The organism is Mycobacterium sp. P2_H7 (assembly GCF_056403275.1).
Genome location: NZ_JBFUFU010000009.1, coordinates 515,105 through 534,606 on the forward strand (window position 1 = coordinate 515,105; position 19,502 = coordinate 534,606).

Consider the following 19,502-nt stretch of genomic DNA (forward strand, 5'->3'; position numbering starts at 1 on the left):
GACGCGTTCTTGTTCCAGACAACTTTTCGACCAGGAGCCCGCCACCGGATGACCCCCGATTGCATCGGTCAATACGTCTGCACCGCAGCCAATATCAACTTCAACGTCGACAACCTGGTGAACGGGTTCGGCCAGTTGACGATTGACGGTCTGGCGTGGGGGGCGATCTACGCACTGGTCGCGGTCGGCTACACCCTGGTGTTCGGTGTGCTGCGGTTGATCAACTTCGCTCACTCCGAGATCTTCATGCTCGGCATGTTCGGCGCCTATTTCGCGCTCGACATCATCCTCGGTTTCACCCCCAGCGGCACGCCCTACAACAAGGGCATCCTGTTGACGGTGCTGTACCTCGCGATCGCGATGGTGGTCGCCATGGTCGTGTCGGGCTCGGCCGCGGTCGGACTGGAGGTGGTGGCGTACCGGCCGCTGCGCAAGCGCAATGCGCGGCCGCTGACCTTCCTGATCACCGCCATCGGCATGTCGTTCGTGCTGCAGGAGTTCGTCCACTTCGTGCTGCCCAAGCTGATCAAGGGTTACGGCGGCAGTAACGCCCAACAGCCGATCATCTTGGTACAACCCAAGACTCAGTTCACGATCTTCGGCGCCACGGTGTCCAACGTGACCATCGTGATCGTGGTGTCCGCACTGGTGCTGGCGTTGTTGACCGATATCGCGATCAACCGCACCAAGTTCGGTCGCGGCATCCGTGCCGTCGCACAGGATCCGACGACGGCCACGCTGATGGGTGTGTCCAGGGAGCGGGTCATCATGACCACGTTCCTCATCGGCGGCTTGCTCGCCGGCGCCGCCGCGTTGCTGTACACGATGAAACTGCCGCAGGGCATCATCTACTCGGGTGGATTCCTGCTGGGTATCAAGGCTTTCTCGGCCGCGGTGCTCGGCGGTATCGGCAACCTGCGCGGCGCCCTGCTCGGTGGCCTCATCCTCGGCATCATGGAGAACTACGGCCAGGCGCTGTTCGGCACGCAGTGGCGCGACGTGGTGGCGTTCGTGCTGCTGGTGCTGGTGCTGCTGATCCGCCCGACCGGCATACTCGGTGAGAGCCTGGGGAAGGCGCGAGCATGAGCCATCAAGAGACAACCGGTTGGCGCCGCAACGTCCTGGCGCCAGGAGATGGCCTGCGCCGATGGTGGTCCGAGCTCGGCCGGCCGGCGAAATGGATCTTCGGGGCGCTGCTGTTCCTGATCGTCGGGCTCCTGCCGCTCTACACCCCCGGCTTCCTGGACACCCCGGGCATCAGTTTCGGCGGCACCATGGCGCAGTTCGCGATGATCGCCATCATCGCGATCGGCCTGAATGTCGTGGTGGGGCAGGCCGGTCTGCTCGACCTCGGCTATGTGGGTTTCTATGCCGTCGGCGCCTACACCGTTGCGCTGCTCACCAGCCCGGACAGCCCGTGGAACCAGGTCGGTGCGGAAGGCTTCTTGAGCAAGGATTGGGCGTGGCTGGCCTGCGTGCCGATCGCCATGGCCGTCACAGCGCTGGCCGGCCTCATCCTGGGCACCCCGACGCTCCGGCTGCGCGGCGACTATCTGGCCATCGTCACCCTCGGCTTCGGCGAGATCATCCGGTTGCTCGCCGACAACCTCACCGACGTCACCAACGGCCCGCGCGGACTCAACGAGATCGCCTACCCGAGGCTGGGGGAGAGTGAACATCTGCCCAATGGTGTGTTCTCCAGCGGTAATTCGACGGGCGACGCCAACTACGGCACCTGGTGGTTCTGGCTCGGTCTGGTGCTCATCATCATCGTCCTGCTGCTCGTCGGAAACCTGGAACGCAGCCGGGTCGGGCGCGCGTGGGTGGCCATCCGCGAGGACGAAGACGCCGCCGAGGTGATGGGCGTCAACACGTTCAAGTTCAAGCTGTGGGCATTCGTGATCGGCGCGGCCATCGGTGGGCTCTCCGGAGCGCTGTACGCCGGGCAGGTCCAGTACGTCGCGCCGCCGACGTTCAACATCATCAACTCGATGCTGTTCCTCTGCGCCGTCGTGCTCGGTGGCCAGGGCAACAAACTGGGCGTGGTGTTCGGCGCGTTCATCATCGTGTACCTGCCCAACCGCTTGCTCGGCGTGCACTTCCTCGGGATCAACCTGGGCGACCTGAAATATCTGTTCTTCGGTCTGGCGCTGGTGGTCCTGATGATCTTCCGGCCGCAGGGCCTTTTCCCGGTGCGTCAGCAGTTGCTGAGCTACGGCAAGGCCGCGCGCGGTCTGCTCCGCAAGGCCGACGATTCGAAGGCGGCAGCGTGACCAGCCCCGAGATCGACGCGGAAATCGACGAGGAGAAGGCCGCGCTGCACCGTGACGTGAACGCGGCCGAGGGTGAGAAGCTCTTGGAGACAAAGGATCTCACCGTCAAGTTCGGCGGCCTGACCGCGCTGGACTCGGTGTCCTTCGACATCAAGCGTGGCGAGATCCTCGGTCTGATCGGTCCCAACGGGGCGGGCAAGACCACCTGTTTCAATGCGATCACCGGTGTCTACCGGCCCAGTTCGGGCAGCGTCACGTTCGACGGCGCCCCGCTGGGCAAGATCAAACGGCACGAGATCACCCGCCGCGGCATCGCCCGCACCTTCCAGAACATCCGGCTCTGGGGTGAGATGACCGCCCTGGAGAATGTGGTGGTGGGTACCGACGCTCGGCACAAGACGTCGGTACCCGGCGCGCTGGTGCGCACCCCGCGGCATCGGCGCGAAGAAAAGGACGCCATCGAGCGGGCCGCGGCGCTGCTGCAGTTCGTCGGGATCGCCCACCGCGGCGAGGAGAAGGCCAAGAACCTGCCCTACGGCGACCAGCGCCGACTCGAGATCGCCCGCGCTCTGGCCACCGAACCCAAGTTGCTGTGCCTGGATGAACCGGCGGCCGGCTTCAACCCCAGCGAGAAGGCCGCACTCATCGACCTGATCCGGGCCATCCGCGACGACGGCTACACCGTGCTGCTCATCGAACACGACATGCGCCTGGTCATGGGGGTCACCGATCGCATCGTGGTGCTCGAGTTCGGCCGCAAGATCGCCGACGGCTTGCCGGCGCAGATCCGCGAGGATCCCAAAGTCATTGCCGCCTATCTGGGAGTGCCCGATGACGAGCTCTGAGCCCACGGAACCCGATCCGCGCCCGATTCTGCTCGAGGTGCGCGACGCCGTCGTGCACTACGGCAGAATCCAAGCGCTGCACGGTGTTTCACTCGTCGTCCGGGAGGGGGAACTGGTCACGCTGTTGGGCTCCAACGGCGCGGGTAAGACCACGATGATGCGGGCCATCTCCGGGCTGCGTCCCCTGAGTTCCGGGTCGGTGTGGTTCGACGGCCAGGACATCTCCAAGGTCAAGGCGCACCAGCGGGTCACCCAGGGTCTCATCCAGGCGCCGGAGGGCCGCGGCGTGTTTCCCGGCATGACCGTCGTCGAGAACCTTGAAATGGGTTGCTACGGGCGCAAGTTCGATTCCAAGCATGATCACGACGAGCGCCTGGACTGGGTGATGACGACCTTCCCGCGCCTCGCCGAACGGCGCAGCCAGGTCGGTGGCACCCTGTCCGGCGGCGAACAGCAGATGCTGGCGATCGGCCGCGCGCTGATGGCCAGGCCGAAGGTGCTTCTGCTCGACGAGCCGTCGATGGGTCTGGCGCCGATGATCATCTCGCAGATCTTCCGGATCGTCTCCGAAATCAACAGTCAGGGCACGACGGTGCTGTTGGTCGAGCAGAACGCGCAGCAGGCGCTGAGCCGCTCCGACCGGGCCTACATCCTGGAGACCGGGGCCGTGACGCGTACCGGTGACGCTCGTGACCTGTTGAAGGATGACAGCATCCGGGCCGCGTACCTCGGGGTGGCCTGACCGCACAGGGTGGGAAAAGAAAACTCACATCTTCCCACAGCTTCCTCATGGCTTGCACTGAATTCCAACCGCGAGAATAGGTTTCGGTTGGGACTTAGTGAATGGAGCTCGAGATCCAATGAACAGGTGCATCAATTTGGTGGCGAGTTCGGCTGTTTTGGCTGGTCTCGCTGCTGGGGCGCTCGGCGCCGGTGCCGGAGTGGCGACCGCGGCACCGCAGTGCCCGCCGGGCGCACAGAACTGCCAGGGTGGCGGCCCCGGTGGTCAGGGCGGACGGGGCCCGCAGGACAACGGTCCCGGCGGCCGTGGCGACAACGGCCCGGGCAACAACGGTCCAGGTGGGCGCGACAACGGACCCGGCAACAACGGTCCTGGGAACAACGGCCCGGGTGGCCACGACAACAACGGCCCCGGCAACAACGGTCCTGGTGGCCACGACAACAACGGCCCCGGCAACCGCGGGCCCGGCGGTGACCAGCATGACGGCACCCCCGGCTGGCATCCCGACCGACCGCCGGCGCTCCCGCCCGGTGTGTTCGATCGGCCCGCGCCGCGTGATGGCGATCCGGCCTGGGGTTGGGGTCCCGGTCAGGGCAACGTCCCGAACTGGGCGCACTCTCGTCCCGGCGCGCCGTGGTGGGCGCCGTTCGCGCGGGTGTATTGGTCGGATGTGCGCAACTCGTGGGGCTTCTGGTGGGGTCCTTTCTGGTTCCCCGCTTACTGATTGAGCGCTGAACGTGAGCTCGTGTGCGTGAATCCGCAAGGATGTGGCGCGCGAGCTCACGTTCGTGCCGAAATGCGGGTTTACACTCCCGATCGTGAGTGATCGCATCTCGGTCGTGATCGCCGAGGATTCCCTACTGGTCCGTGACAGTGTCACGCGCTCGTTGTCCACCGTTCCCGAGGTCGACGTCGTCGGCGTCGCCGCGGACTACGACACCGCCGCCGAACTCGTCGCCTCGCACCGCCCGACGATTCTGATGACCGATGTGCGCATGCCACCCACCGCCACCGATGAGGGGATCCGGTTGGCGCGGTCGTTGCGCACGACGCACCCGGATGTCGGGGTGATCGTGCTGTCCAACTACGCGGAACCCGGGTATGCGGCGGGTCTGCTGGAAGGCGGCACCGCGCGGCGCGGCTATCTGCTCAAAGAGCGGGTGGCGCATTTCGACGAACTCGGTGAGGCCGTCCGGCAGGTCGCCGCCGGTGGGACGGTGCTGGACCCACTGGTGGTCGAAGCGCTGCTCGCACAGCCCCGTTCGGCCACCACGTTGAGCCGGCTCACGCCCCGCGAACGCGAGGTCCTCAGCGAACTGGCGACAGGGTTCAGCAACCGCATCGTCGCCCAACGTCTGGTGCTGTCCCAGCGCGCCGTGGAAAAGCACATCAACGCGATCTTCGCCAAGCTCGAATTGACCGTCGACGACGGGGTTGACCGGCGGGTCAAGGCCGTCCTGATGTTCCTCGACGACCGCGGGACGGGCTGAGCGTGCACGCCGCGAAATCCGAAAGTAGTGGTGTGTACACCCTCGTGCCGAGCAAATCCGCCGGGCACGATGGCGTGGTGGCTGGAGAGCAGGTTCGTGTCTGGGTCGTAGACGACCAAGCCAGCTTCCGTCGTGCCACCGCTGCGACGTTGGCGGCAATGGACGATTTCGTGATGGCCGGTGAATGCGAAACGGGCGAGACCGCCGTCGAGCAGATGCGCAGCGGCGACGGCGATATCGTCTTGATGGACATCCACATGCCCGGCATCGGCGGTATCGAGGCCACCCGGCAGATCTGTTCGACGCGAACAGATCTGATGGTTGTGTTGATGTCGACCTACGACGTCGAAGATCTTCCCGCCGCGGCCGCGGACTGCGGCGCCGCCTCCTATCTGCACAAGGAGCGGCTGAGTCCGGACCTGCTGAGGCGGATATGGCGAGCCGCCGGCTGAGCCTCGGATCCGCGACGCTTTCGGTGCCGCGGTGGGAGGCGCCGAGGATTCTCATCAACGGCATCACCCGGACCCAGTCGCCCCTCGACCGGGATCTGGTCCTGCGCTTTCAGGACGAACGCTTTCAGGTTTTTCTCGTCGGCCACTTCGCCATGTGGTTCGGCGCCGGTGTGTTGATCCCGGCCGTCCAATACATCTGGATGCAGCGGTCGTTCTGGTTCCTGGTGCTCGGCGGCATCTCGGTCCTGCATTCCGTCGCGATCGTCGTCGCCATCTGGCTGGCCCATCGCAAGCGGTATGAGCAAGCCATCGCCGTGGTCTGCGTGGGCAACTGGATCGGTGTTCTGGTGGTCGTCTACGTGTCCCCACCGACGCTGTCGGTGATGGCGGTCACCGCGATGCTGCCCGCCGCCTTCGCCGAGCCGTACCTGCGATGGAAAACCGGGTTGGCCTACGCCGGAATGACCGGCGTCTGCATGATCGTGGCCGGCATGCTGGCCCGCTTCATTCCGCCCAACGACGCCGTGCGGCACGCCACGCAGTGGGTGGAGACCTCGTTCGTCGTTGTCGGACTGGGTATCACGGGGCTGAATCTGATGGCGATCGTGTGGCACAACGCGGCGGCGCTGCGGACGTCGCAGGCGCATCTGGCCGAACGGGCGGTGGAGCTCGCGGCATCGCGCACCCGCCTCAGCACCGCAGCCGACGAAGAGCGCCGCCGTATCGAACGGGATCTGCATGACGGCGCCCAACAGCATCTGGTTGCGCTGTCCGTTCTGATCCAGTTGGCGCGCACCGCCGATCAGGACCGCTATCAACCGCTGCTGACCGAAGCTGCCGAATTGGTGGACACCGCCATCGGCGAGATCCGCAGGCTTGCCCATGGGATCTATCCGCCCCTGCTGCTCAGTGGAGGGCTCACCGAGGCGCTGCCCACGCTGGCATCACGCGCCGCCGTGCCCGTGCGCCTGGATCTGCAGGGCATCGGCCGCTATCAGTCCGCCGCCGAGGGCGCGCTGTACTACTGCTGCAGCGAGGCGTTGCAGAACGCGGCCAAACATGGCGGGCCGGACACCACGGTGGCCATCATCGGTCGCGCCGACGGGGACACGCTGACGCTCGAGATCGCCGATACCGGGCCTGGATTCGACCGGACCACCGCCGGCATGGGACTGACCAACATGGCGGACCGGCTTTCGGCGATCGGTGGGCAACTGGTGATCGACACCGGGCTCGGTCGTGGCACCCGCATCATCGCCACGGTCGACATCCGGGACCCCCGCTAGGGGTGTACACACCACCGCCGATCGTGTTGCGCGCACGGTAGCCCTGGCGGTTCCGACGCAGCAGGATGGCACTACAGCTTCGAAAACAATTGGCTCGCACAAGGTTCTGACCACGGGGGTTCGAATGTCGAGTACCGCTTTACCTACCGGCACGGTGACGTTGTTGATGGCCGACATGGAGGGGTCCACCCGGTCCTGGGAAATCCAGCCCGATGCGATGGCGGCGGCCGTGTCCGCCATGGACCGCGCGCTTGCGGAACTCGTCGATACCCATCGCGGGGTGTGCCCGACCGCGCAGGGTGAAGGCGACAGCTTCGTCGTCGCCTTCACCCGCGCCAGCGATGCGGTTGCCTGCGCGCTCGCGCTGCAGCAGGCCGTGCTCGCACCCATCCGTCTGCGAATCGGCCTGCACACCGGCGAGATTCAGTTGCGTGACACGGGCAACTACATGGGGCCGACGATCAACCGGACCGCCCGGCTACGCGATATCGCGGTGGGCGGCCAGACGCTGATGTCGGGGACGACGTCCGATCTAGCGGGCGACGTGCTGCCCGACGACGCGTGGCTCATCGACCTGGGTCGCCACCCGTTGCGTGATCTACCTCGTCCGGAGCGGGTGACCCAACTGTGCCACCCCAGTCTTTCCACCGACATCCCGCCGCTACGCGTCGACCGAGACCACTCCTTGCAGTGGCGCCCAGTCCAACTCACGTCCTTCGTGGGTCGGGCCCGTGAGCTCGCGGAGATCGCCAAGGTGCTGGAGGGTTGCCGGTTGCTCACCCTCGCCGGAGCCGGTGGCGTCGGCAAGACGCGCCTGGCGCTCGAGGCAGCCGAGCGCACGGCCGATCAATACCGCGACGGAATCCGGTGCGTGGATCTCGCACCGGTGACCGACCCGGACCTGGTGGCGCATGCCGTCGCTCAAGCGCTCGGCGTGTCCGATCCGCGGGGGCGCCGTGCCACCGCGGATATGGTGACGCGCAACATCGGTGACCGTAGCCTGCTCCTGGTCGTGGACAACTGTGAGCACCTGCTGGACGCCGGCGCCGCCCTCGTCGGGAGCGTGTTGCGGTCCTGCCCGAACGTCACCGTGCTGGCGACCAGCAGGGAGCAGTTGGCGGTGGGCGGTGAACAGGTGTGGCGGGTGCCGTCCATGTCACTGGACGACGACGCCATCGAGTTGTTCGCCGATCGCGCGCAGCGTGCCCTCGCCGACTTCAGCCTCGACACCCATGGCGCCGTGGCGGTGCGGGAGATCTGCCGCCGACTCGACGGCATGCCGCTGGCGATCGAGCTGGCCGCCTCGCGGGTGCGCGCCCTCACGCTGGACGAGATCATCGACGGCCTGGATGACCGGTTCCGCCTCCTGACGGGTGGTGCCCGGACGGTGGCGCGCCGCCAGCAGACCCTGAAGGCCTGCATCGATTGGTCCTACACCCTGCTCAGCGAGCACGAAAAAGCCGTCCTGCGAAGGCTTTCCGTCGTGCCCGGCGGCGGGTTCGACGTGCATACCGCCCGGATGGTGGCGGCCGGTGGGGACGTGGCGGCCTTCCAGGTGATCGACCTGCTCATGTCGCTCGTGGACAAGTCGCTGCTCGCGGCCGAAACCCGTTGTGGGCGAACGCGGTACCGCCTCTCGGAGACGATGCGCGACTACGCCCGCGAGCGGCGCGCCGAGAAGGGCGAGCCGGACTCGGTGCCAGTGTCGCCGGTCAGGTGCTAACGCGCGACGATCACCGACGAGCCGTGTCCGAACAGCCCCTGGTTGGCGGTCACGCCGACCGTGGCGCCATCGACCTGCCGGCCCATCGCCTGGCCCTTGAGCTGCCAGGTCAGCTCGCACACCTGCGCGATGGCCTGTGCCGGGATGGCTTCGCCGAACGACGCCAATCCGCCGGAGGCGTTGACCGGCACCCGGCCGCCGAGGGCGGTGGCGCCGCTGCGCAGCAGCGCCTCGGCTTCACCCTTGGCGCACAGGCCGAGGTGTTCGTACCAATCCAGTTCCAGCGCGGTGGACAGGTCGTACACCTCGGCCAGGCTGACATCTTCCGGGCCGATTCCCGCCTCGGCGTAGGCGGCGTCGAGGATCTGGTCCTTGAACACCCGCTCCGGCGCGGCCACCACGGCCGTCGAGTCGGTGGCGATGTCCGGAAGTTCGGGCAGATGCTGGGGGTAGCGCGGCGTCACCGTGCTGATCGCGCGGACCGACGGGACACCCTCAAGGGAGCCGAGATGCTTCTCCGCGAACGACTTGCTGGCCACGATCAGTGCGGCCGCGCCGTCGGAGGTGGCGCAGATGTCCAGCAGGCGCAGGGGATCGGCGACCACAGGGCTGGCGAGCACGTCCTCGACGGTGGCTTCCTTGCGGAAGCGGGCGTTCGGGTTACCCAGGCCGTGCTTGGCATTCTTGACCTTGACCTGGGCGAAATCCTCCAGGGTGGCGCCGTAGAGGTCCATCCGGCGCCGTGCCAGCAGGGCGAAGTACACCGGATTGGATGCGCCGATCAGGTGGAACCGCTGCCAGTCCGGGTCGTTCTTGCGCTCGCCCCCGACCGGAGCGAACGCACCCTTGGGGGTGGTGTCGGCGCCGATGACCAGCGCCACATCGCAGAACCCGGCCAGGATGTGCGCGCGGGCGCTCTGCAGCGCCTGCGAACCACTGGCGCAGGCGGCGTAGCTCGACGAGACCGGCACCCCGTTCCAGCCCAGTTTCTGGGCGAACGTCGAGCCGGCGATGAAACCGGGATAGCCGTTGCGGATGGTGTCCGCGCCGGCGACCAGCTGAATCTGACGCCAATCCAAACCGGCTTCGGCCAGCGCGGCTCGTGCCGCCACGACGCCGTATTCGGTGAAATCGCGGCCCCATTTGCCCCACGGGTGCATTCCCGCGCCGAGGATGTAGACGGGTTCACTCATTTCGCGATCCTCCAGGCGTGCGTGATCCGCTCGACGCCCTCGGCGTCGGTGAACAGCGGCATGGTGGTCAGTTCCATCTCCATGCCGACCTTCAGGTCGGCGGCCAGGGTGCCCTCGACCACCTTGCCCAGCACGATCAGGCCCTCGTCGGCCAGTTCCACCGCGGCAATCGCGAACGGCTCGAACGGATCTGAGGCCGGGTACGGCGCGGGCGGGGCGTAGCGGTTCTCGGTGTAGCTCCACACCGTGCCGCGCCGTGACAGCGGAACCTGCTCGAGCACGTCGCTGTCGCACGCCGGGTTGGGGCAGTTGTTGGCCCGCGGCGGGAACACGTAGGTGGCGCACTGCGGGCACTTGGCCCCGATCAGATGGGCGGCGCCGGCGTCGTCGGTGGCGAACCACCCTTCGACCGCGGGCTGCGAGGATGCTGCTGGCACGAGCGTCAGCGTACCCAGAACGGGCACAAAACTGAAACGTGTTGCAGTTTGGCGGTCAGGGTCCGGGTCAGGTGACCGGAACGACCGGACCGACTGCCACGGGCACGGTGGCACTGCCCCGAGCCCTGTTGAACGGACTGTACGGCGGCCATTCGTTGAAGGGGTCGTTGATCAGAGCTCTCACCAGGTTGCCGAGTGTTGCGTCGACGATCAGGTCCCGGATCTGCTCGGGGCCGTGGAAGTGGGCGGCGGCGTTGGTCTCGACCGCGGTGAAAACAATGCGGTACGTGAAGTTCGGTGTGGTCAGCGCAAACTCTGACGGGGTGTAGGTATAGGTGTAGGTGCCGTCGCCATGATCGGTCAGTGCGGTAGTGCCGTAGGCCGACGACGCGGTGTACTCGATGGTCAGCGGGTCGCCGTCGATATCGGAGATGGCGAGCTGGCCGGTGTAGGTGCCGTCGGTGTTCTTGGTCGGGGTGGAAGAGGTGACCGTGGGGGCGGTGTTGTTGAACGTCTTTGTGATCCATGCCTGGATGCCGAGGACGAAGGAGTTCAGTGGATTCGTCGCGGCGGTGGACAGGCCCGCGGCCTTGGTGGTCGCCAACGTGGGAGGCGTCGGCCCCACCGGGATGTCGACTCGGAGTTTCGCGGTGCCCCACTCCTTCGAGGCGTAGGGCCTTAGGCCGAACAACGCCAAGACGACGGGCGGGGAGTCGGCGAAGAGGGACGCCCGCAGCTGTCCGAAGCCGTGGAAGTGGCTATCGTAATTCGTTTCCACGGTCTCGAAGAACAAACTCGCGACGTAGCCCGGTGTGGACAACGCATAGGCAGCAGGCGTGAACGTGAAGCTGCCGTCCGCGTTCAGCGTGTTGAGGCCGGCCGAGTTGACTTGCAACGGAACCGATATCGCGAGCGGATCCCCGTCGGGATCGCTGGCGCTGACCTGACCGGTCCAGGTGCCGTCAGCGTTGTGAGTGGGCTCAGAGACGGTGATCGTCGGCCGCTTGTTGAGGTACTTCTTCTGGTACGTCGCGAGGGCCCGCTGAAAGTGGTTCGCCAGCGTGGTGAGCGGATCGGTCGCGGTGGCCGGAGCGGCAGTCGCCCTCGCGGCCGGCAGGGCGGCCACTTTCGGCGCCGCGCTCACCCGGGAGTCCGTGGTCTGAACGGTCCGCGGTGCGCTGCCCGCTACGACGGCACGCTTAGGGATCGTGACGGCGTCGCCGTCATCTGAGCTGTCGGTTTCCGGCGATGCGGACGTTGCAGCCGAGGTTGCCTGGCGGTCGGTACCGCGCCGGGGCTTCTTCTTCGGCGCGGAGGTGGCCTTCGAGGTGGATGCCACCTTCGGCGTGGAGGTCGTGTCGCCCGCCGGCGTAGGTGCGGGCGATGTACTGATGCCCTTGGGGCCTGCGGCGGTATCGGCGGACTTCGTCGACGTATCCGAATCCACTTTCTGGTGCGTGCCGGCCGACGCCGACGTTCCCGATGACTCCTCGGTGCTTGCGCTGGCGACGCCGGCGCCGCCGGTCAACGCCGCGCCGACGCCCAATGTGATCGCACCGGCGCCGAGCCAGACGGTGACGGGAAGTGGGGTTGCTTTCGATCGATGCCGGCCGGCCATGGAGGCTCCTCGAGTCTATGAATTGACTGTGAAGATAATTACCAGGCGCAGCCCGGCCTTCCAAGGGATTTCGGGACCTCGATTCGTTGCCGCTTGCGGTCTCAACAAATGTCGTTTGTGGTGGCAACGAAACCCGCCGCCACGGTCGGCTGGCCCGGGGCCACCGAGACGTCGGTGGCGGAGCATAGGGTGAACGCCGTGAGTTCAACCGCGACGGAAACCAAGCCCACCTTGATGCTGCTGGACGGCAACTCACTCGCGTTCCGGGCGTTTTACGCACTGCCCGCCGAGAACTTCAAGACCCAGGGCGGGCTCACCACCAACGCCGTGTACGGGTTCACCGCCATGCTGATCAATCTGCTGCGCGACGAGAAGCCCAGTCACATCGCCGCCGCCTTCGATGTGTCTCGCCAGACGTTCCGCAAAGAGAAATACCCCGAGTACAAGGAGGGGCGGTCGGCGACCCCCGACGAGTTCCGGGGCCAGATCGACATCACCAAAGAGGTGCTCAACGCGCTGGGCATCACGGTGCTGGCCGAAGAGGGTTTCGAGGCCGACGACATCATCGCCACCCTGGCCACCCAGGCCGAAGACGCCGGCTACCGGGTGCTCGTGGTCACCGGTGACCGGGACTCCCTGCAGCTGGTCAGCGATGACGTCACCGTGCTGTATCCCGTCAAGGGCGTCAGCGAGCTGACCCGCTTCACCCCGGAGGCTGTCCAGACCAAGTACGGGCTCACGCCCACCCAGTACCCGGACTTCGCCGCGCTGCGGGGCGACCCGAGTGACAATCTGCCGGGCATCCCGGGGGTGGGGGAGAAGACCGCCACCAAGTGGATCGTCGAGCACGGCTCGCTGCAGACGCTGGTCGACAATGTCGATCAGGTCAAGGGCAAGGTCGGGGATGCGTTGCGGGCCAACCTGTCTCACGTCATCCTCAACCGCGAGCTGACGGAGCTGGTCAAGAACGTGCCGCTGCCGCAGACCCCGGACACGTTGCGGATGCTGCCGTGGGACCGTGACCACATCCACCGGCTGTTCGACGACCTGGAATTCCGGGTGCTTCGTGACCGGTTGTTCGACACCCTGGCCTCGGCCGATCCCGAGGTCGATCAGGGTTTCGAGGTGCGCGGCGGAGCCCTGGCTCCGGGTGAATTGGCGGCGTGGCTATCCGAGCACAGTCTGGGCAATCGTTTCGGGATCGCCGTGGTCGGTACCCATCTGGCGTTCGACGCGGACGCGACGGCACTGGCGATCGTGGCCAACGACGGCGACGGCCGTTACATCGACACCACCACCCTGCACCCCGACGACGAGACCGCCCTGGCGTCCTGGTTGGCCGACCCGGGCCCGCCCAAGGCCCTGCATGAAGCCAAGCTGGCCATGCACGACCTCGAGGGGCGCGGCTGGAAGCTGGCGGGCGTCACCTCCGATACCGCGCTGGCGGCCTACCTGGTGCGGCCGGGACAGCGTAGCTTCGCTCTCGATGACCTGTCGCTGCGCTACCTCAAGCGTGAGCTGCGCGCGGAAAATGTTGAACAGCAGCAGCTTTCATTGCTCGACGACAACGATGGCGTCGACGAACAGGCGGTCCAGGCGGTACTGCTGCGGGCCGGCGCCGTGATGGACCTTGCCGACGCCCTCGATGAGGAGTTGGCTCGCATCGACTCGTCGTCCCTGCTGGGCCGGATGGAACTGCCGGTGCAGCGGGTGCTGGCCGAGCTGGAACACACCGGCATCGCCGTGGACATCGCGCATCTACAGGAGCTGCAGAGCGAGTTCGGGGACCAGATCCGCGACGCCGCCGAGGCCGCCTACGCGGTCATCGGCAAGCAGATCAACCTCGGCTCACCCAAACAGCTGCAGGTGGTGCTGTTCGACGAGCTCGAGATGCCCAAGACCAAGAAGACCAAGACCGGCTACACCACCGACGCGGATGCCTTGCAGGGCCTTTTCGACAAGACGGGTCATCCGTTCCTGCAGCACATGCTGGCCCACCGGGACGCCACCCGCCTGAAGGTCACCGTCGACGGTCTGCTCAATTCGGTGGCCTCCGACGGCCGCATCCACACCACGTTCAACCAGACCATCGCGGCCACGGGACGGTTGTCCTCGACGGAACCCAACCTGCAGAACATCCCGATCCGCACCGAGGCGGGCCGCCGCATCCGCGACGGTTTTGTCGTCGGCCCCGGATACACCGACCTCATGACGGCCGACTACAGCCAGATCGAGATGCGGATCATGGCGCACCTGTCCCGCGACGCGGGTCTCATCGAGGCCTTCAACACGGGTGAGGACCTGCACTCGTTCGTGGCGTCGCGGGCATTCGACGTCCCCATCGACCAGATCGACGCCGAGATGCGCCGCCGCGTCAAGGCGATGTCCTACGGCCTGGCCTACGGGCTGAGCGCCTACGGGCTGTCCTCGCAGCTGAAGATCAGCACCGAAGAGGCCAAGACCCAGATGGAGCAGTACTTCGACCGGTTCGGCGGCATCCGCGACTACCTGCGCGACGTCGTCGATCAGGCCCGCAAAGATGGTTACACCTCAACGGTTTTGGGACGCCGGCGGTATCTGCCCGAACTGGACAGCAGCAACCGCAATGTCCGGGAGGCCGCCGAACGCGCCGCGCTCAACGCCCCGATCCAGGGCAGCGCCGCCGACATCATCAAGGTCGCGATGATCAACGTCGACCAGGCGATCAAGGCCACGGGCCTGCGTTCGCGGATGCTGCTGCAGGTGCACGACGAACTGCTGTTCGAAGTGGCCGACGGGGAACGGGAAACGCTGGAAGCGCTCGTCCGGGAGCATATGGGCGGCGCCTACCCGCTGGACGTCCCGCTGGAGGTCTCGGTCGGGTACGGGCGCAGCTGGGATGCCGCGGCGCACTGACGCCGTCGGGTAGCCGGGTGTTCACCGCGAATTCAAGGTCGCGGGCCGACACGGGTAGTGCGGTACTCGTGGCGTAAACCGTTGTCGCGGTTAGCGTCAGGTCATGGTCAACGAAGCCGGTAGCGCCGAGTTCGCCTTACCACCGGCTGCCCTGAGTCAGTGCACGCGGTAGTTGGCCAGCCAGCCCAGCGCCGGTGCCGAGGCCCGCGCGCCGTGCACCCAGTACGCCTCCTCGTTGAGCAGGGCCTGCACCCGCGCGTCGCCGAACCCACGATCGATCCGGTCCCGGACGAACGCGAGCTCCACCACCTGGGCGGAGAAGTCCCGCACGGCCTTCCCGTCGCGCTTGCCGCTGTGCCGGGTGACCTCCGCGATGGCCTGTTTACGGGTCCGCAGTGAGCCCAGCCAGCTCGCCTCGTTCGCGGTGATCAGGCCTGCGGACACCATTCCGGGCAGTTTCTCGGCGACCACCCGCTGCTCCCGGCGGCGACTGTGCACGCCCAGGACGATCGCCAGCGCGAAGATCGGCACCATCCAGAGCAGGTACACCGCGAAGTAGGTCTCGATACCCAGCAGGGAAGACCCGTTCCACAGCATGTGCATGACCACCGCGGCCGCGTACCCGAGGACGACGCACGCCACCTTGCCGAGGCTGGAGCGCTGTTTGAGCGCGAAGTACACGCCGATACCGGTGAACGTGGTGAACAACGAGTGGGCGAACGGGGCCATCACCAACCGCAGGGCGGCGGTCAGCAGCGAGCCGGCCACCGACTCCCCGTTGGCGATGTAGAGGATGTCCTCCAACCAGGCAAAACCCGCGCCGACCAGTCCCGCGTACACCAGGCAGTCGGTCAGCGAGTTCAGCTCGTTGCGCCGCCGCCCGGTCATCATGACCAGCAGGAACAGGCCTTTGGCGGCCTCTTCGATGAGCGGCGCCCGGATCGCGGTGGACTCGAAGCCCTCGGGCAGTCCGGCGATGGGCGCGAACGACGAGTCGAGCCACAACTCGAAGATCAGCGACACCACGATCGCCAGGGACGCGCCCCAGATGAAGGCCAGGTGCAGCAGTCGCGGGGGCTCGGGTTCCCAGCGGTCCAGCCACAGGTAACTGAGCACCACGACCGCGATGGCCAGGGTGGACAGCACGAAGCCGATCGCGGTGCCGACCGGGTTGGTCAGGGTCAGCAAGATGATCAACAGCCCGGTCACGGTGCCCAGGCCGATCAGCACGGCCAGCGGCGCGCCGACTTTTCGGGCCCGGCGGGGCCACGGCGGAATGTGCGGGTGAGGTGGCTGCGCGGCGGGGTGCACGACAGCAGGGTAGCCGGGTTTGTCCAGCGTGTACCCGGTCGAGTACTCTTTCTAGGTACCTGTGTGCCGCGTCGGTTCTGCGGAGTTACGGGTGCGACGCACAATCTCGGCGTTCGCGCCGGAAAACACTGACCTATTCCTACGATTAAACTTGTCCGGAGCAACCCACCACATGCCAAGTCCCTCCATCACCTCGCCGCAAGTAGCCATCAACGACATTGGCTCTGCCGAGGACTTCCTCGCCGCGATCGACAAGACCATCAAGTACTTCAACGATGGCGACATCGTCGAAGGGACCATCGTCAAGGTGGACCGCGACGAGGTTCTGCTCGACATCGGATACAAGACCGAAGGTGTCATTCCTTCTCGCGAACTTTCCATCAAGCACGACGTCGACCCCAATGAGGTCGTTTCCGTGGGCGATGAGGTCGAAGCCCTCGTTCTCACCAAGGAGGACAAGGAAGGCCGTCTGATCCTGTCCAAGAAGCGTGCTCAGTACGAGCGCGCCTGGGGCACCATCGAGGAGCTCAAGGAGAAGGACGAGGCCGTCAAGGGCACCGTCATCGAGGTCGTCAAGGGCGGCCTGATCCTCGACATCGGTCTGCGCGGCTTCCTGCCCGCCTCCCTGGTCGAGATGCGTCGTGTCCGCGATCTGCAGCCGTACATCGGCAAGGAGATCGAGGCCAAGATCATCGAGCTGGACAAGAACCGCAACAACGTGGTGCTGAGCCGCCGCGCCTGGCTGGAGCAGACCCAGTCCGAGGTGCGCAGCGAGTTCCTCAACCAGCTCACCAAGGGCGCCATCCGCAAGGGTGTCGTGTCCTCGATCGTCAACTTCGGCGCGTTCGTCGATCTCGGCGGCGTCGACGGCCTGGTGCACGTCTCCGAGCTGTCCTGGAAGCACATCGACCACCCGTCCGAGGTTGTCACCGTCGGCGACGAGGTCACCGTCGAGGTGCTCGACGTCGACATGGACCGCGAGCGGGTTTCGCTGTCGCTCAAGGCGACTCAGGAAGATCCGTGGCGCCACTTCGCCCGCACCCACGCCATCGGCCAGATCGTGCCCGGCAAGGTCACCAAGCTGGTGCCGTTCGGTGCGTTCGTCCGCGTCGAAGAGGGCATCGAGGGCCTGGTGCACATCTCGGAGCTGTCCGAGCGCCACGTCGAGGTCCCGGACCAGGTGGTCCAGGTCGGCGACGACGCGATGGTCAAGGTCATCGACATCGACCTGGAGCGTCGCCGGATCTCGCTGAGCCTCAAGCAGGCCAACGAGGACTACACCGAGGAGTTCGACCCCTCGAAGTACGGCATGGCCGACAGCTACGACGACGCGGGGAACTACATCTTCCCCGAGGGCTTCGACGCCGACACCAACGAGTGGCTCGAAGGCTTCGACAAGCAGCGCACCGAGTGGGAAGCCCGGTACGCCGAGGCCGAGCGCCGGCACAAGATGCACACCGCGCAGATGGAGAAGTTCGCCGCCGCCGAGGCCGAGGAAGCCGCTCGCCCGTCGACGTCGAGCAGCTCGTCCCGCTCGGAGGGTGAGTCCACCGGTGGCTCGCTGGCCAGCGATGCGCAGCTCGCCGCGCTCCGCGAGAAGCTCGCGGGCAACGCGTAACCAAAGACACTCTTCGCCGAGTGAAACCGCGCAGCACGTCCCCACGGACGTGCTGGAGCAAGCTGGTCGACGCGTTCGGGGACGCCATCCTGCAAGCGGACGGCGCGCTGAACCGGCCCGCGCTGGCGGCCGTCGCCTTCAGCGACGACGAGAAGCGTCAGACGTTGAACGGCATCGTGCATCCGCTGGTGGCCCACCGCCGATCGGAGCTCATCGAGGCGGCCGGCACCGATGCCATCATCGTCGAGGACATCCCGCTACTGGTGGAATCCCAGATGGCGCCGATGTTCCCCTTGGTGATCGTGGTGAACGCCGATCCCGACCTGCGCGTCAAACGGCTCATCGAGTACCGCAATTTCACCGAGGCCGACGCGCGCGCCCGGATCGCCGCACAGGCCACCGAGGAGCAGCGCCGGGCCGTCGCCGATGTGTGGCTGGACAACTCCGGGTCGTCGGGGGAGTTGGTCGAAAAGGCAAGGGAGCTATGGCATCAACGCATCCTGCCGTTCGCCCACAATCTCAGGGCCGGCACACCGGCGCACCGCGACTACGCCGTCGTTGGCTATGACACGACCTGGCCGGAGCAGGCGCAGCGCATCATCGCGCGGCTCAACACGGCGTGCGGGCATCGAGCGCTGCGGATCGACCACATCGGCTCCACCGCGGTGCCCGGGATGGACGGTAAGGACGTCATCGACATCCAGATCACCGTCGCACTGCCGGAACTGGCCGACGAACTGACCGGGCCGCTGCTGGCGGCCGGCTACCCACGGGTGCCGACGATCACTGCGGACACGCCGCACTCCGCTGATGCGGCGCTGTGGCACAAGCGCTTTCACGCGTCTGCCGACCCAGGCCGGCCCACGAACGTCAATATCCGGGTGAACGGCAGACCGAACCAGGAGTTCGCGCTGCTGTTCGTCGACTGGTTGAAGGCCAGCCCCGGGGTCCGGGCCGACTATCTGGCTGCCAAACGCGCCGCGCTGGCCACCGCTGACTACGCGCAGGCCAAGGAACCCTGGTTCCTGGACAACTACCGACGGGCGCAGGTGTGGGCCGACAGCACCGGCTGGCGGCCCTGAGACGCTACTCGGGCGGCGCCGGCACCGCCGCGTCGGCAGGCGGCGGGAGCGTGCCGGCGGCCGGCACCTCCAGCGGCGCACCACACTGCAGGGTGCCGTAGAACGGGTCGTCCTTCACCCGGAACACCCGCGGCGCGATGAACTGATCGGCCTGCGCCACGGTCTGGTCGTCGACCAGGATCTCGCAGTGCAGATTGGACCCGTACGGCCACTGGATGGACAGCTCCATGCCGGCCAGCTTCGGATCCGTCATCACCGTGTTGATCTCGAATGTCTGCCCCGGCAGCAGTGTCGGCTGCTCACTGTTGATGTTGTGGTCGTCGGCCTTGTAGGCCACGGTCGCCCCGCGCGACGTCCCGTCGGCCCTGGCCTTGTACGTGACGTTGTGCAGCAACTGACCGGCCTGATCCGGCGCCGGTGGGGGCGGGGCGGGCTCCGGGTCGGCGGCCGCGACGGCCGGGAGCAACTGCCCCGCGCACAGCAACAAGGCGGCCAGGGGCCCGGCCACTCCTGCGCGTCTGGTGACACTCATACCGC

17 protein-coding genes are annotated in these 19,502 nt (G+C 66.6%); 12 read left to right on the forward strand and 5 right to left on the reverse strand.

Annotation, left to right across the window (positions count from 1 at the left end):
• The first annotated feature begins 48 nt into the window (after positions 1 to 48).
• The 9 genes from AC1DY7_RS14640 (at position 49) to AC1DY7_RS14680 (ending at position 8,811) form a co-directional block, all read left to right on the forward strand.
• Entirely contained in the window at positions 49 to 1,086 is a 1,038-nt protein-coding gene (locus tag AC1DY7_RS14640) for a branched-chain amino acid ABC transporter permease (protein ID WP_477494389.1), read from the forward strand.
• Complete coding sequence (locus tag AC1DY7_RS14645) at positions 1,083 to 2,273, forward strand: branched-chain amino acid ABC transporter permease (RefSeq protein ID WP_477494390.1); 1,191 nt, start codon at positions 1,083 to 1,085, stop codon at positions 2,271 to 2,273. The genes AC1DY7_RS14640 and AC1DY7_RS14645 overlap by 4 nt, the downstream gene beginning before the upstream one ends.
• Before the next feature lie 11 nt (positions 2,274 to 2,284).
• Positions 2,285 to 3,118, forward strand: coding sequence for an ABC transporter ATP-binding protein (locus tag AC1DY7_RS14650; protein ID WP_477494533.1), 834 nt, complete (start codon positions 2,285 to 2,287; stop codon positions 3,116 to 3,118).
• Positions 3,105 to 3,860: an ABC transporter ATP-binding protein gene (locus AC1DY7_RS14655; protein ID WP_477494391.1), complete on the forward strand. Its 756-nt coding sequence runs from the start codon at positions 3,105 to 3,107 to the stop codon at positions 3,858 to 3,860. The genes AC1DY7_RS14650 and AC1DY7_RS14655 overlap by 14 nt, the downstream gene beginning before the upstream one ends.
• A gap of 199 nt (positions 3,861 to 4,059) precedes the next feature.
• Complete coding sequence (locus AC1DY7_RS14660; RefSeq protein WP_477494392.1) at positions 4,060 to 4,584, forward strand: hypothetical protein; 525 nt, start codon at positions 4,060 to 4,062, stop codon at positions 4,582 to 4,584.
• 94 nt (positions 4,585 to 4,678) lie between these two features.
• A complete protein-coding gene (locus tag AC1DY7_RS14665; protein ID WP_477494393.1) occupies positions 4,679 to 5,350 on the forward strand; it encodes a response regulator in 672 nt (223 codons plus the stop codon).
• A 32-nt stretch (positions 5,351 to 5,382) separates the two neighbouring features.
• Positions 5,383 to 5,802, forward strand: coding sequence for a response regulator (locus AC1DY7_RS14670; protein WP_477494394.1), 420 nt, complete (start codon positions 5,383 to 5,385; stop codon positions 5,800 to 5,802).
• A complete protein-coding gene (locus AC1DY7_RS14675; protein WP_477494395.1) occupies positions 5,784 to 7,088 on the forward strand; it encodes a sensor histidine kinase in 1,305 nt (434 codons plus the stop codon). The genes AC1DY7_RS14670 and AC1DY7_RS14675 overlap by 19 nt, the downstream gene beginning before the upstream one ends.
• 124 nt (positions 7,089 to 7,212) lie before the next feature.
• Positions 7,213 to 8,811, forward strand: a complete 1,599-nt coding sequence (locus tag AC1DY7_RS14680) for an ATP-binding protein (RefSeq protein ID WP_477494396.1) — start codon at positions 7,213 to 7,215, stop codon at positions 8,809 to 8,811.
• On the opposite strand, the gene AC1DY7_RS14685 is transcribed toward AC1DY7_RS14680, so the two are convergent.
• From AC1DY7_RS14685 to AC1DY7_RS14695, 3 genes are all read right to left on the reverse strand, one after another.
• Positions 8,808 to 10,004, reverse strand: coding sequence for a lipid-transfer protein (locus AC1DY7_RS14685; protein WP_477494397.1), 1,197 nt, complete (start codon positions 10,002 to 10,004; stop codon positions 8,808 to 8,810). The two genes, AC1DY7_RS14680 and AC1DY7_RS14685, sit on opposite strands and share 4 nt — an antisense overlap.
• Complete coding sequence (locus tag AC1DY7_RS14690) at positions 10,001 to 10,441, reverse strand: Zn-ribbon domain-containing OB-fold protein (RefSeq protein ID WP_477494398.1); 441 nt, start codon at positions 10,439 to 10,441, stop codon at positions 10,001 to 10,003. The genes AC1DY7_RS14685 and AC1DY7_RS14690 overlap by 4 nt, the downstream gene beginning before the upstream one ends.
• A 67-nt stretch (positions 10,442 to 10,508) precedes the next feature.
• Positions 10,509 to 12,059 (reverse strand): Ig-like domain-containing protein, encoded by a 1,551-nt coding sequence (locus tag AC1DY7_RS14695; protein ID WP_477494399.1) that lies wholly within the window; start codon positions 12,057 to 12,059, stop codon positions 10,509 to 10,511.
• Positions 12,060 to 12,293: 234 nt separating this feature from the next.
• On the opposite strand from AC1DY7_RS14695, the gene polA reads away from it, so the two are divergent.
• Entirely contained in the window at positions 12,294 to 14,954 is a 2,661-nt protein-coding gene (polA, locus tag AC1DY7_RS14700; RefSeq protein WP_477494534.1) for a DNA polymerase I, read from the forward strand.
• 156 nt (positions 14,955 to 15,110) lie between these two features.
• Here polA and AC1DY7_RS14705 read toward each other — a convergent pair whose 3' ends face one another.
• Positions 15,111 to 16,265 (reverse strand): PrsW family intramembrane metalloprotease, encoded by a 1,155-nt coding sequence (locus AC1DY7_RS14705; RefSeq protein ID WP_477494400.1) that lies wholly within the window; start codon positions 16,263 to 16,265, stop codon positions 15,111 to 15,113.
• Positions 16,266 to 16,437: 172 nt separating this feature from the next.
• Between AC1DY7_RS14705 and rpsA the strand changes: the two genes are divergently transcribed.
• Entirely contained in the window at positions 16,438 to 17,883 is a 1,446-nt protein-coding gene (gene rpsA, locus AC1DY7_RS14710) for a 30S ribosomal protein S1 (RefSeq protein WP_477494401.1), read from the forward strand.
• A 20-nt stretch (positions 17,884 to 17,903) separates the two neighbouring features.
• Complete coding sequence (coaE, locus tag AC1DY7_RS14715; protein WP_477494402.1) at positions 17,904 to 18,965, forward strand: dephospho-CoA kinase; 1,062 nt, start codon at positions 17,904 to 17,906, stop codon at positions 18,963 to 18,965.
• Positions 18,966 to 18,969: 4 nt separating this feature from the next.
• Here the strand turns inward: coaE and AC1DY7_RS14720 are convergent, their stop codons facing one another.
• On the reverse strand, positions 18,970 to 19,497 hold the full coding sequence (locus AC1DY7_RS14720; RefSeq protein WP_477494403.1) for a hypothetical protein: 528 nt from the start codon (positions 19,495 to 19,497) through the stop codon (positions 18,970 to 18,972).
• Positions 19,498 to 19,502 lie beyond the last annotated feature (5 nt).